The organism is Streptomyces sp. NPDC090025, from assembly GCF_044748125.1.
GTDB lineage: Bacteria > Actinomycetota > Actinomycetes > Streptomycetales > Streptomycetaceae > Streptomyces.
Genome location: NZ_JBIVFL010000017.1, coordinates 68,329 through 81,606 on the forward strand (window position 1 = coordinate 68,329; position 13,278 = coordinate 81,606).

The window sequence follows — 13,278 nt, forward strand, 5'->3', positions numbered from 1 at the left end:
GTCCACAGGGCGGCGAGCCCTTCGCCGTATCTCTGCGACACTGGTAGGACCATGCCCAAGCCCGGAGAACTCACTTTTGTCGCTCCGCGGGGAGCCAAGCAGCCCCCGCGGCATCTCGCCGACCTCTCGCCCGCCGAGCGCAAGGAGGCGGTCGCCGCGATCGGCGAGAAGCCGTTTCGCGCCAAGCAGCTGTCCACGCACTACTTCGCGCGGTACGCGCACGATCCGGCCGAGTGGACGGACATTCCCGCCGCGTCGCGGGAGAAGCTGGCGGGGGAGCTGCTGCCCGATCTGATGTCGGTCGTACGGCATGTGTCGTGCGACGACGACACCACCCGTAAGACGCTCTGGCGGCTGCACGACGGCACCCTCGTGGAGTCCGTCCTGATGCGCTACCCGGACCGGGTGACGATGTGCATCTCGTCGCAGGCCGGCTGCGGGATGAACTGTCCGTTCTGCGCCACCGGGCAGGCCGGGCTCGACCGGAACCTGTCGACCGCCGAGATCGTGCACCAGATCGTCGACGGGATGCGCGCGCTGCGCGACGGTGAGGTGCCGGGCGGTCCGGCGCGGCTTTCGAACATCGTGTTCATGGGGATGGGCGAGCCGCTCGCCAACTACAAGCGGGTCGTCGGCGCCATCCGGCGGCTGACCGACCCCGAGCCCGACGGGCTCGGTCTGTCGCAGCGCGGGATCACCGTGTCCACCGTCGGACTCGTGCCCGCCATGCTGCGGTTCGCCGACGAGGGCTTCAAGTGCCGCCTCGCCGTCTCGCTGCACGCCCCCGACGACGAGCTGCGCGACACCCTGGTGCCCGTCAACACCCGCTGGAAGGTCCGCGAGGTCCTCGACGCGGCGTGGGAGTACGCCGAGAAGTCCGGCCGCCGGATCTCCATCGAGTACGCGCTGATCCGCGACATCAACGACCAGGCGTGGCGCGGCGACCTGCTCGGCCGGCTCCTCAAGGGCAAGCGGGTGCACGTCAACCTGATCCCGCTGAACCCGACGCCCGGCTCCAAGTGGACGGCGTCGCGGCCCGAGGACGAGAAGGCGTTCGTGGAGGCCATCGCCGCCCACGGGGTGCCCGTCACCGTCCGCGACACCCGTGGCCAGGAGATCGACGGCGCCTGCGGACAGCTCGCCGCCGCCGAACGCTGACCCCGGATCCGGGGCCACCGATCCGGGGCCGCGGACCGGGCCTAGTACTCTGGGCTCGAACACATCTGCATATTCCGACAGGGGAGCGCCACAGCGCTGAGAGTGCGGTAACCGTAGACCGCAGACCCTCTGAACCTCGCCCAGGTCATTCTGGGTAGGAAGTTCGGTCGTAACTCGAGCTGTTGCGCCCTGCCCGCGTCCGGTCCACCCGGGCGCGGGCAGGGCCGCGTCTCTTCCTGGTCCCACCCAGGAGGATCTTCACGTGCACACCAAGAAGACGGTCGCCGTCGCGCTGCTCGCGGCGCTCGGCGTCACCACCCTCGCCGCCTGCGGCGGCGACGGCGACAAGGGCAAGACCGGCGGGACCAAGGCCACCGGGGCCGCGGCCAAGACCGTCACCCTCGTCAGCCACGACTCCTTCAACGCCTCCAAGGAGGTGCTGGCGGACTTCACCAAGCAGACCGGCTACACCGTCAAGGTCCTCAAGAGCGGCGACGCGGGCGAAGCCGTCAACAAGGAGATCCTGACCAAGGGCGCCCCCCAGGGCGACGTCTTCTTCGGCGTCGACAACACCCTGCTGTCCCGCGCCCTCGACAACGGCATCTTCACCCCGTACGAGGCCAAGGGCCTGGACCGGGTCCCCGCCGCGCTCCAGCTCGACAAGGAGCACCGGGTCACCCCCGTCGACACCGGCGACATCTGCGTCAACTATGACAAGAAGTACTTCGCCGACAAGAAGCTGGCGCCGCCGCAGACCTTCGACGACCTCGCCAAGCCCGCGTACAAGGACCTCCTCGTCGTCGAGAACCCCGAGCGGTCCTCCCCGGGCCTCGGCTTCCTCCTCGGCACCGCCGCCACGTACGGCGACGACGGCTGGGCCGACTACTGGAAGAAGCTCAAGGACAACGGCGTGAAGACCGTCGACAGCTGGGAGCTCGCCTACAACCAGGAGTTCTCCGGCTCCGCCGGCGGCAAGAAGGCCAAGGGTGACCGGCCGCTCGTCGTCTCCTATGCCTCCTCCCCGCCCGTCGAGGTCCTCTACGCCGACCCGCAGCCCAAGGAGGCGCCCACCGGCGTCGCCACCGGCACCTGCTTCCGGCAGACCGAGTTCGCCGGACTCCTGAACGGGGCCAAGAACCCCGAGGGCGGCAAGGCGCTCATCGACTTCCTGATCTCCAAGAAGTTCCAGGACGACATGCCGCTGCAGATGTTCGTCAACCCCGTCACCAGCGACGCCACCCTCCCCGAGCTGTTCACCAAGCACGGCGTCGTCGTCGACAAGCCGGAGACCGTGGCGCCCGACAAGATCGCCGCCCACCGTGACCAGTGGATCCAGCAGTGGACCTCGCTCGTCCTGAAGTAGCCGCACCCCGCGGCCGTCGCCGGGGAAGCGTGACGCGGCTCGCCCTCATGGCCGGGCCCGTCGCCTTCTTCGCCGTCTTCTTCGCCTGGCCCGTCGTCTCCATCGTGGAGCGCGGGCTCAGGCCCGAAGGGCACTGGCAGCTCGGCCGCGTCGTCGACACCCTCACCCAGCCGGACATCCTCGACGTCCTCTGGTTCACGCTGTGGCAGGCCCTCGCCTCCACCGCGCTCACCCTGCTCGTCGCCCTGCCCGGCGCGTACGTCTTCGCCCGCTTCCGCTTCCCCGGGAAACGGATCCTGCGCGCCGTCGTCACCGTGCCGTTCGTGCTGCCCACCGTCATGGTCGGCACCGCGTTCCTCGCCCTCGTCGGCCGGCGCGGACTCCTCGACCAGTGGTGGGGGATCCGGCTCGACACCAGCGTCTGGGCGATCCTCCTCGCCCACGTCTTCTTCAACTACGCCGTCGTCATCCGCACCGTCGGCGGCCTCTGGTCCCAGCTCGACCCCCGCCAGGAAGAAGCCGCCCGCGTCCTCGGCGCCTCCCGCTGGCGCGCCTGGCGCACCGTGACCCTGCCCGCGCTCGCGCCGTCCGTCGCCGCCGCCGCACTCATGGTGTTCCTGTTCACCGCGGGGTCCTTCGGCATCGTGCAGATCCTCGGCGGCCCCACGTACTCCACCCTGGAGACCGAGATCTACCGGCAGACCGCCGACCGGCTCCAGCTGTCCACCGCCGCCGTCCTCACCCTCGTCCAGTTCGTCGCCGTCGGCCTCATCCTCGCCGTCCACGCCAGGACCGTACGGCGCCGCGAGACGGCGCTCCGCCTCGTCCCCGCCGAACGCACCGAGCACCGCCCGCGCGGCGCAGGCCAATGGGCCCTGCTCGGCGGCGTCCTCCTCACCATCGGCGTGCTGCTGCTCGCCCCGCTCGGCGTCCTCGTCGAACGCTCCCTCGCCACCCCCGACGGCTACGGCCTCGACTACTACCGGGCCCTCGCCCACGTCGACGACAGCGGCACCTTCCTCGTGCCGATGACCGACACCATCGTCAACTCCCTCCAGTACGCGCTCGCCGCCACCGCCATCGCCGTCGTCATCGGCGGCCTCGCCGCCGCCGCGCTCACCCGGCGGGCCGGGCGGCTCGTCCGCGGCTTCGACGCCCTGCTGATGCTGCCGCTCGGCGTCTCCGCCGTCACCGTCGGCTTCGGCTTCCTCATCACCCTCGACGAACCACCCCTCGACCTGCGCGCCAGCTGGATCCTCGTCCCCCTCGCCCAGGCCCTCGTCGGCGTCCCCTTCGTCGTCCGCACCATGCTCCCCGTGCTCCGCGCCGTCGACGACCGGCTCCGCGAGGCCGCCGCCGTCCTCGGCGCCTCCCCCTGGCGGGCCTGGCGCGAGGTCGACCTGCCGCTCGTCCGCCGCGCCCTGCTCATCGCCGCCGGATTCGCCTTCGCCGTCTCCCTCGGCGAGTTCGGGGCGACCGTCTTCATCGCCCGCCCCGACAACCCGACCCTCCCCGTCGCCGTTGCCCGCCTCCTCGGCCGCCCCGGCGACCTCAACTACGGCCAGGCCATGGCCCTTTCCACGATCCTCATGGTGGTGTGCGCGGTGTCCCTGCTGCTCCTCGAACGGCTCCGCTCCGACCGGACCTCGGGAGAGTTCTGATGCTGACCCTCACCGGCGCGACCGTACGCTTCGGCGACCGGGCCGTCCTCGACCACGTCGACCTCGACGTCGCCGACCACGAGACCGTGTGCGTCCTCGGCCCCAGCGGCAGCGGCAAATCCACCCTGCTGCGGGCCGTCGCCGGACTCCAGCCGCTCGACGCCGGACGCGTCCTCCTCGACGGCGCCGACCAGGCCGGAGTCCCCGTCCACCGGCGCGGACTCGGCCTCATGTTCCAGGACCACCAGCTGTTCCCGCAGCGCGACGTCGCCGGAAACGTCGCCTTCGGCCTCCGGATGCGCGGTACGGGCAGAGCCGAGCAGACCGCCCGCGTCGACGAACTCCTCGACCTCGTCGGGCTCCCCGGCGCCGGACGGCGCGCCGTCTCCTCGCTCTCCGGCGGCGAACAGCAGCGCGTCGCGCTCGCCCGCGCCCTCGCCCCCCTGCCCCGGCTCCTCATGCTCGACGAACCCCTCGGACAGCTCGACCGCGGCCTGCGTGAACGTCTCGTCGTCGAACTCCGCGCCCTGTTCGGACAGTTGGGCACCACCGTGCTCGCCGTCACCCACGACCAGGGCGAGGCGTTCGCCCTCGGCGACCGCGTCGTCGTCATGAACGAGGGCCGCATCGCCCAGACCGGCACCCCGCTCGACGTGTGGCGGCACCCCGCCTCCCCGTTCGTCGCCCGCTTCCTCGGCTTCGACAACATCGTCGCCGCGACCGTGTCCGGCGCCGCCGCCCACACCGTCTGGGGCAAGATCCCCGTCCCCGACGGCTCCCCGCAGGGCGACCACCGCCTCCTCGTCCGGCCCGCCGGACTCCGCGTCGCCACCCCCGGTGAAGGGCTGCGCTGCCACGTCGACACCCGGACCTTCCGCGGCGACCGGGTCGCCGTCACCCTGCGGCCCGCCGAAGGCCCCCCGATCGACGCGGAGTTCGCACTGCGGGACGCGCCCGAGGCCGGGGCCGACGTCGACGTGGAGTTCCTCGCGGACGAGGTCGTCGTCCTCGCGGAGGGCGCGGCGGCGGGGTAGACCCCGGGGGCGGGGCAGGGCCTCGCCGGTGGGGCGGGGCCGCCGGGGTGGGGCGGGGCGTCCGCCGGGGGTGTGCGCCGGTGCGCCTCCCGGTGCCCGTGCCGATCCGCGCAACTCCTCCCGGAAAGACCCCTGGTGGGCCTAACGTCGAGGCGACGCGGGCCGACGGTGGCCCGCACAGCCCTCGGGGGGACCTTGTGCTGATCATCAGAGGCAACGCGCCTGCCCAACTGCGGACGCGCGCCGACCAGTTCGTCCGCGCGGTCGCCGTCCACAACGCCACGGTCCAGACGGCCGTGAACGACGCCCACATCCGGCTCATGGTGCTCGTCGACACCGTCGAATCCGAGTCCGACTCGGAGGACAACGACCGCGACCAGAACACCCGCGTGGGCTGGGTCCAGCCCGACACCGAGATCACCATCACCATGGAGATCGCCCCGAACGGCGGCGGCCTCTACGACGGCCTGCTGCACGAACTCATCCTCCACGTGGTGCCCGCCGTCCGGAAACACACCCTCGCCATCGGCCGGCACGGCATTCCCGTGTACGCGGTCGGCGACGCGCAGATCTCCGCCGAGGAGATCCAGGAGCACGGCGACCAGGCGGCCTGGCAGACCATGGGCGACCTCGGCGCGACGCTCGGCATCGCCGGGCTCCTCGACGCGGTCATCATGGACACGTGCGCCCACAGCAAGCCCTTCGCGCGGAACGTCGTCGCGTCCCTGCGGCAGCGGCAGCTGATCACGCAGGCGGTCGCGCAGGAGCTCCTGACCGAGATCAACTCGTAGCGGCGGCACCCTCACCCATCCCCCCGCCTCCCACCCACCACCCCTCTCACCTCGGGAGGCGCGGAGGCGCACGGTCCCCTGCACGTCCCCCGCGCACCTCACGCCCCCAGCCGCTCCAACGCCTCCTCGATCGAATCCACCAGCTCCAGCCGCCCCTCCATCGCCCGCCCCGCCGCCAACGCCCGCAACAGCGGCCACACCGGCAACCGCTCCTCCCAATGCGCCCGGTCCACAAGCACCATCGGCGTCGGCTCCCCGCGCGACTCGTAGTAGTTCGGCGTCGTGTTGTCGAAGATCTCCTGCACCGTCCCCGCCGCCCCCGGCAGGAACACCACCCCCGCCGTCGACCGCGCCAGCAGCCCGTCCTCCCGCGTCGCGTTCGCGAAGTACTTCCCGATGTCCGAGGCGAACGCGTTCGGCGGCTCGTGCCCGTAGAACCACGTCGGGATGCCCACCGACGCCCCGCCGCGCGGCCACCGCGCCCGCACCTCGAACGCCGCCCGCGCCCACTCCGTCACCGACGGCTCGAACCCCGGGGCCTTCGCGAGCAGTTCGCACGCCTCCGCCAGCGCCCCGTCCGGCAGCGGCGCCAGATACGCGCCCAGGTTCGCCGCCTCCATCGCGCCCGGGCCGCCGCCCGTCGCCACCGTCAGGCCCGCCCGGCTCAGCGACCGGCCGAGGCGCGCCGCGCCCGCGTACTCCTTGCTGCCCCGCACCATCGCGTGCCCGCCCATCACGCCGACGACCCGGGCGCCGGACAGGCGCTCGTCCAGGGCGTCCGACATCGCGTCGTCGTGGATCGAGCGCAGCATCGAGGAGAGGACGTCGCCGTCGGAGCGGGTCTCCTGGAACCAGGCGTGGGAGCGGGCGTCGGGGGTGCGGTCGTAGGGGTGGTCGGTGATGCCTTCGAAGAGTTCTTCGGGGGAGTAGAGGCGGGCGCGGTAGGGGTCGAAGGGGAGGTGGGGGACGGGCGGGAAGACGAGGGCGCCGTCGGCGCGGATCTTGGTGGCGGCTTCGGGTTGGAGGGGGCAGCCGAGGAAGACGGCGTCGGTGGTGTTGGTGGCGAGGAGGGCGAAGGTCCGGTCGGTGAGGTCGACGGACTGGACGCGGGTGCCGCGGAGGGTGCCGAGGTGGTGGACCGTGGCGTCGAACTCGTCGAGGCTGTGGATCTCGCGCATGGGGTCACGATAGGGGGTTGGGGTGGTGGCGCGGTGGCGCTGTGGCGCGGTGGGGGACGGCCTGGGGAGCGGGTGCCGTTCCGGGGACCGTGTCCGGGACTGCATGATTTACGGTGCGGAGCACGTCCCTTGAGACCTTGAGGCCCTGTCTCCCGCACCACAAATCACGCTTTACGTCCCGAACACGATCCCCTGCACGTCCCCCGCTCCCCAGGCCGTCCCCCGGTGCTGCCGCGTGGGTGGGGGGGGAGCCGCCTCCGCCGCTGGGGGGAGTGAGGGGTGGGTGGGGGCTGGTGCCGGTGGGGCCCCTCGGCGTCGGTGGGGGTGGGAGGGGGGTGGGGCCGCCCCCCCCGCCGGTGGGGGAGTGAGAGGTGGGGGGCTTGATGCCGGTGGGGCCCCTCGCGCCCCTGGGGGTGGGGGATGAGGGGGGGAGGGGATGCGAGGGGGCGGGCCCGCGGACCCTGCTCAGCCGCGCAGCGGGATCGCCGCGAGCGCTCCGATCGCCCAGGTCAGTGGGGCGAAGACCGCCAGCAGGGTGGTCGCGCGGAGCAGGACGGTGGTGCGGAGGACCGTGGGTGGGGCGCCGAGGCGGAGGAGGGCCTCGGTGGTGTGGGTGCGGGTCTGTTTCGATTCGAGGGCCGCGGTGAGCAGGGTGCCGACCGTGCAGGCGACGACGACGGTGACGCCGAGCCAGGTCAGCGGGCCGAGGCCGGTGCTGCCGTAGAGGGCGAGGCCCGCGACGGTGCCGGAGCCGACGGCGGCGACGACGCCGAGGGGGCGGCCGAGGCGGCTCGACTCGGACATCAGGACGCGGCCCGCGAGGAGGCGTACGGCGCCGGGGCGGGCGGTCTGGAGGAGGCGGCCGCACGCGTGGGTGAGGGCGGGGCCCATGGCGGCGAGGCCGACCGCGGTGAGGATCCAGCCCGCGAGGACACCGCCGCCGTCGCCGCGGGCGGCGTACGTCTCGACGGCGAGGCCGACGGCGAGCAGCGCGACGCCCCAGGGGAGCGCGGCGGTGGGGGAGGCCGGGGCGCGTTCGGTGGTGCGGGGGCGCAGGGAGAGGCCCGCGGCGGTGGCGGCGACGGCGGGGACGAGGGCGAGCAGGGTGAGGGCGGCGGCCAGCGGGAGGGGCTGGTCGGCGGCGAGCAGGTCGGCGGCGGCGCCGTCGAAGGGGAGGCCGGTGATGTCGCCGCGCAGGTGGAGGTAGCAGAGCAGGGCGACGGCGGAGCCGAGGGTGCAGGCGACGGCGGTGGAGGCGGCGGCGATGGCGGTGAGCCGGGCCGGGCCGAGGCCGATCGCGGAGAGTCCGGGGCGGGGCCGGGTGCTGGGGTCGGTGCGGGCGACGGCGACGGCGAACTGGACGGTCGCGGCGAGCGGCAGGGCGCACCACAGCAGGCGCAGCAGGCCGTCGCCGGCGTGCGAGGGGTGGCCGACGGCGTAGCCGAGGGCGCACAGGAGGAGGAATCCGACGCCCGCGGCGGCGGCCGCGACGAGGAGGCGGCGGGCCTGGACGACGGGGTGGGTGCCGCGGACTAGACGGAGAGCGAGCACGCGGCGACGCCCTCCGCCCCGGTGGCCGGCGGTACGGCGCCGACGCGGCGGCCGTCGAGGAGGGTGACCGTGCGGTCGGCGAGGGCGGCGACCTCGGGGTCGTGGGTGGCGAGGAGGACGGTGATGCCGTGGGAGCGGGCGGCGGCGGTGAGGGTGCGGAGCACCTGGGCGCCGTCGGCGCGGTGGAGGGCGGCGGTGGGTTCGTCGGCGAAGAGCACGGCGGGGGTGGTGACGAGGGCGCGGGCGATGGCGATGCGCTGGCACTGGGGGTGGGTGAGCGCGGCGGGCCGTTTGCGGGCGCAGCCGCCGACGTCGAGGCGTTCGAGCCATTCGGTGGCGGTGGTGCGGGCGGTGCGGTGGGGGACGCCGCGGAGCAGCAGGGGGAGGGCGGCGTTCTCCCACCCGGTGAGTTCGGGGACGAGCCCGGGGGTGGGGTCGATCCAGGCGAACTTGTCGCGGCGGAGGCGTTCGCGGTGTCCGGCGGGGAGGGTGTGGACGGGGGCGCTGTTGAACCAGACCTCGCCCTCCTGGGCGACGGTCTGGCCGGAGAGGCAGTGCAGCAGGGTGGTCTTGCCGCTGCCGCGGGGGCCGACGACGGCGAGGATCTCGCCTTCGCGTACGCCGAGCCAGACGCCGGTCAGGACGTCCGAGCCGCCGCGTACGCAGCGCAGGGAACGTGCCCAGAGCACGTCGTTGTCCGGTGGGGTCATGGCGTACACCTCGATCGGATTCCAGACGGTGGTCGTTCCCCTGGATGGGGGAACGACCGGGTGGGCCGGTGGGTCACTGGGGGGTCTTCCGGCACGTTAAGGATTCAGATCGGGTTGTACGGACAGCACGCGGCCCGGGCCGCCGCCATCCACTCGGATGGCGGCATGCCCGGGCCGGGGTTCACGCCGTGAGGGCGGCGTGGCGCGCGTCGAGTTCGGGTCAGACCTTGGTCCACGCCTCGGTGAGGGTGGCGCGGAGGATCTGCTCGATCTCGTCGAACGTGGACTGGTCCGCGATCAGCGGCGGCGCCAGCTGGATGACCGGGTCGCCTCGGTCGTCGGCGCGGCAGTAGAGGCCGTTCTCGAAGAGGGCCTTGGAGAGGTAGCCGTACAGGACGCGCTCGGTCTCCTCCTCGTTGAAGGACTCCTTGGTGGTCTTGTCCTTGACGAGCTCGATGCCGTAGAAGAAGCCGTTGCCGCGGACGTCGCCGACGATCGGCAGGTCGTGCAGCTTCTGCAGCGTGGAGAGGAAGTTGCCCTCGTTGTCCAGCACGTGCTGGTTGAGCTTCTCCTTCTCGAAGATGTCGAGGTTGGCGATGCCGACGGCGGCGGACACCGGGTGGCCACCGAAGGTGTAGCCGTGCAGGAAGGTGTTGTCGCCCTTGTAGAACGGCTCGGCCAGGCGGTCGGAGATGATGCAGGCGCCGATCGGGGAGTAGCCCGAGGTCATGCCCTTGGCGCAGGTGATCATGTCCGGGACGTAGCCGAACTTGTCGCAGGCGAAGGTGGTGCCGAGGCGGCCGAAGGCGCAGATGACCTCGTCGGAGACGAGCAGTACGTCGTACTGGTCGCAGATCTCGCGGACGCGCTGGAAGTAGCCGGGCGGCGGCGGGAAGCAGCCGCCGGCGTTCTGCACCGGCTCCAGGAAGACGGCGGCGACGGTCTCGGGGCCCTCGAACAGGATCTGCTGCTCGATCTGGTCGGCGGCCCAGCGGCCGAAGGCGACCGGGTCGTCGCCGAACAGCGGCGCGCGGTAGATGTTGGTGTTCGGCACCTTGTGCGCGCCGGGGACCAGCGGCTCGAAGGGGGCCTTGAGGGCGGGCAGGCCGGTGATGGACAGGGCGCCCTGCGGGGTGCCGTGGTAGGCGACCGCGCGGGAGATGACCTTGTGCTTGGTGGGCTTGCCGGTGAGCTTGAAGTACTGCTTGGCGAGCTTCCAGGCGGTCTCGACGGCCTCGCCGCCACCGGTGGTGAAGAAGACCTTGTTGAGGTCGCCGGGGGCCTCGTGGGCGAGGCGCTCGGCCAGCTCGACGGCCTTGGGGTGCGCGTACGACCACACGGGGAAGAAGGCGAGTTCCTCGGCCTGCTTGCGGGCGGTCTCGGCGAGCTCCTTGCGACCGTGGCCGGCCTGCACGACGAACAGGCCGGCGAGACCGTCGAGGTACTTCCTGCCCTTGTCGTCGAAGATGTAGGTGCCCTCACCCTTGACGATGGTGGGGACGGGGCTGTTCTCGTACGACGACATGCGGGTGAAGTGCATCCACAGGTGGTCGTAGGCGGACTTGGAGAGGTCGCTGCTGCTCACGGCTATCGGGTTCCCCACATGTAGGTCTGCTTCTTGAGCTTCAGGTAGACGAAGCTCTCGGTGGAGCGCACCCCGGGGAGGGTGCGGATGCGCTTGTTGATCACATCCAGGAGGTGGTCGTCGTCCTCGCAGACGATCTCCACCATGAGGTCGAAGGAGCCCGCGGTCATCACCACGTACTCGCATTCGGCCATGGCCGTCAGCGCCTCCGCGACCGGATCCAGGTCACCCTCGACGTTGATGCCGACCATCGCCTGCCGCCGGAATCCCACGGTGAGCGGGTCGGTGACGGCGACGATCTGCATGACGCCCTGGTCGAGCAGCTTCTGGACGCGCTGCCGTACGGCGGCTTCGGAGAGGCCGACGGCCTTTCCGATGGCGGCGTAGGGGCGGCGACCGTCCTCCTGGAGCTGCTTGATGATCGCCAGGGACACGGCATCGATCGTCGGGGACGAACCGGTTCCGGTTCTGGGGTCTGCGCTTCGACTGGCCACACCTTCACTGTGCACCGAACCTCGTCGGTCTGGCAACCCCAGACTGATGAAATTCGTTGTGAAGGCGTCCTGATCTTACTGAATCCGAAGTTCCGGGGGGTCGGGCCTATGGAAAGCGTCTGTCGACCCACTAGGCTGAGGTGTCTCGCCCATCGGGACGCCGCACGAAGAGGTGCGGAGGACAGAACGTGACAGGAGGGGTGGCAGTGACCACCGAGCTGCGCCGGCTGCGCAACTACATCAACGGGGAGTTCCGGGACGCGGCCGACGGCCGCACGATCGACCTGATCAACCCCGCCACCGGTGAGGTGTACGCCACCTCCCCGCTCTCCGGTCAGGCGGACGTGGACGCCGCCATGGAGGCCGCCGCGGCCGCCTTCCCCGCCTGGCGCGACACCACGCCCTCGGAGCGCCAGAAGGTCCTCCTCAAGATCGCCGACGCCTTCGAGGAGCGCGCCGAGGATCTGATCGCCGCCGAGGTCGAGAACACCGGCAAGCCGGTCGCGATCACCGCCAGCGAGGAGATCCCGCCGATGGTGGACCAGCTCCGCTTCTTCGCGGGTGCCGCCCGGCTGCTCGAGGGCCGCTCGGCCGGCGAGTACATGGAGGGCATGACCTCGATCATCCGCCGCGAGCCGATCGGCGTCTGCGCCCAGGTCGCGCCGTGGAACTACCCGATGATGATGGCCGTGTGGAAGTTCGCCCCGGCGCTCGCCGCGGGCAACACCGTCGTCCTCAAGCCCTCGGACACCACCCCGGCGTCCACGGTCCTGATGGCCGAGATCATCGGGCAGATCGTCCCCAAGGGCGTCTTCAACGTCATCTGCGGCGACCGTGAGACCGGCCGCGCGATGGTCGAGCACCCGACCCCGGCGATGGCCTCCATCACCGGCTCGGTCCGGGCCGGCATGCAGGTCGCCGAGTCCGCCGCCAAGGACGTCAAGCGCGTCCACCTGGAGCTGGGCGGCAAGGCCCCGGTCGTGGTCTTCGAGGACACCGACATCGCCAAGGCCGTCGAGGACATCTCCGTCGCCGGATTCTTCAACGCAGGACAGGACTGCACCGCCGCCACCCGGGTGCTCGTCCACGAGTCCATCCACGACGAGTTCGTCGCCGCCCTCGCCAAGGCCGCCGCCGAGACGAAGACCGGCCAGCCGGACGACGAGGACGTGCTCTACGGCCCGCTGAACAACGCCAACCAGCTCGCGCAGGTCAGCGGCTTCATCGAGCGCCTCCCCGCGCACGCCAAGGTCGAGGCCGGTGGCCACCGGGTCGGCGACAAGGGCTACTTCTACGCCCCCACCGTCGTCTCCGGCCTGAAGCAGGACGACGAGATCATCCAGAACGAGGTCTTCGGCCCCGTCATCACCGTGCAGTCCTTCACCGACGAGGCCCAGGCCGTCTCGTACGCCAACGGCGTCGAGTACGCGCTCGCCTCCTCGGTGTGGACCAAGGACCACGCGCGCGCCATGCGCATGTCCAAGGTGCTCGACTTCGGCTGCGTGTGGATCAACACCCACATCCCGCTCGTCGCCGAGATGCCGCACGGCGGCTTCAAGAAGTCCGGCTACGGTAAGGACCTCTCCGCCTACGGCTTCGAGGACTACACGCGCATCAAGCACGTGATGACCTCGCTGGGCTGAACCCCCACGACGGGCGCGCGGGCGCCCGTACGGTGAACACGGCCCCGACATCCCTGGTCGACAGGGTGTCGGGGCCGCGTCGTTGCAGTCGACACCGCGTCCATTGTCCG

At 71.7% G+C, this 13,278-nt stretch carries 11 protein-coding genes and 1 riboswitch; of the genes, 6 read left to right on the top strand and 5 right to left on the bottom strand.

What is annotated here, in order from left to right:
• Positions 1-51: 51 nt before the first annotated feature.
• The 5 genes from rlmN to ACIPXM_RS30370 all read left to right on the top strand — a co-directional run bounded on the left by rlmN (position 52) and on the right by ACIPXM_RS30370 (position 6,007).
• Positions 52-1,158 (top strand): 23S rRNA (adenine(2503)-C(2))-methyltransferase RlmN, encoded by a 1,107-nt coding sequence (rlmN, locus tag ACIPXM_RS30350; RefSeq protein ID WP_399749854.1) that lies wholly within the window; start codon positions 52-54, stop codon positions 1,156-1,158.
• 69 nt (positions 1,159-1,227) lie between these two features.
• Positions 1,228-1,337, top strand: a riboswitch (TPP riboswitch).
• 83 nt (positions 1,338-1,420) lie between these two features.
• Entirely contained in the window at positions 1,421-2,521 is a 1,101-nt protein-coding gene (locus ACIPXM_RS30355) for a thiamine ABC transporter substrate binding subunit (protein ID WP_401662060.1), read from the top strand.
• Between the two features lie 47 nt (positions 2,522-2,568).
• On the top strand, positions 2,569-4,182 hold the full coding sequence (locus tag ACIPXM_RS30360; RefSeq protein ID WP_401662293.1) for an ABC transporter permease: 1,614 nt from the start codon (positions 2,569-2,571) through the stop codon (positions 4,180-4,182).
• The gene (locus tag ACIPXM_RS30365; protein ID WP_401662063.1) at positions 4,182-5,216 is read left to right on the top strand and encodes an ABC transporter ATP-binding protein; all 1,035 of its coding nucleotides are present in this window, start codon (positions 4,182-4,184) and stop codon (positions 5,214-5,216) included. The genes ACIPXM_RS30360 and ACIPXM_RS30365 overlap by 1 nt, the downstream gene beginning before the upstream one ends.
• A 197-nt stretch (positions 5,217-5,413) precedes the next feature.
• Positions 5,414-6,007: a hypothetical protein gene (locus ACIPXM_RS30370; RefSeq protein ID WP_401662066.1), complete on the top strand. Its 594-nt coding sequence runs from the start codon at positions 5,414-5,416 to the stop codon at positions 6,005-6,007.
• 98 nt (positions 6,008-6,105) lie between these two features.
• Here ACIPXM_RS30370 and ACIPXM_RS30375 read toward each other — a convergent pair whose 3' ends face one another.
• The 5 genes from ACIPXM_RS30375 to ACIPXM_RS30395 form a co-directional block, all read right to left on the bottom strand.
• Positions 6,106-7,185 carry an LOG family protein gene (locus ACIPXM_RS30375; protein ID WP_401662069.1) on the bottom strand — a complete coding sequence of 360 codons (1,080 nt, stop codon included), beginning with the start codon at positions 7,183-7,185 and terminating at the stop codon, positions 6,106-6,108.
• Positions 7,186-7,650: 465 nt separating this feature from the next.
• The gene (locus ACIPXM_RS30380; protein WP_401662071.1) at positions 7,651-8,736 is read right to left on the bottom strand and encodes a hypothetical protein; all 1,086 of its coding nucleotides are present in this window, start codon (positions 8,734-8,736) and stop codon (positions 7,651-7,653) included.
• A complete protein-coding gene (locus ACIPXM_RS30385) occupies positions 8,718-9,446 on the bottom strand; it encodes an ABC transporter ATP-binding protein (RefSeq protein WP_401662073.1) in 729 nt (242 codons plus the stop codon). The genes ACIPXM_RS30380 and ACIPXM_RS30385 overlap by 19 nt, the downstream gene beginning before the upstream one ends.
• Positions 9,447-9,666: 220 nt before the next feature.
• Positions 9,667-11,049 (bottom strand): aspartate aminotransferase family protein, encoded by a 1,383-nt coding sequence (locus tag ACIPXM_RS30390; RefSeq protein ID WP_401662076.1) that lies wholly within the window; start codon positions 11,047-11,049, stop codon positions 9,667-9,669.
• The gene (locus tag ACIPXM_RS30395; RefSeq protein WP_401662078.1) at positions 11,034-11,540 is read right to left on the bottom strand and encodes an Lrp/AsnC family transcriptional regulator; all 507 of its coding nucleotides are present in this window, start codon (positions 11,538-11,540) and stop codon (positions 11,034-11,036) included. Before ACIPXM_RS30395 ends, ACIPXM_RS30390 begins: the two co-directional genes overlap by 16 nt.
• 191 nt (positions 11,541-11,731) lie before the next feature.
• Here ACIPXM_RS30395 and ACIPXM_RS30400 point away from each other — a divergent pair, with 191 nt between their 5' ends.
• Positions 11,732-13,168, top strand: coding sequence for a gamma-aminobutyraldehyde dehydrogenase (locus ACIPXM_RS30400; protein WP_401662295.1), 1,437 nt, complete (start codon positions 11,732-11,734; stop codon positions 13,166-13,168).
• The last annotated feature ends 110 nt before the right edge of the window (positions 13,169-13,278 follow it).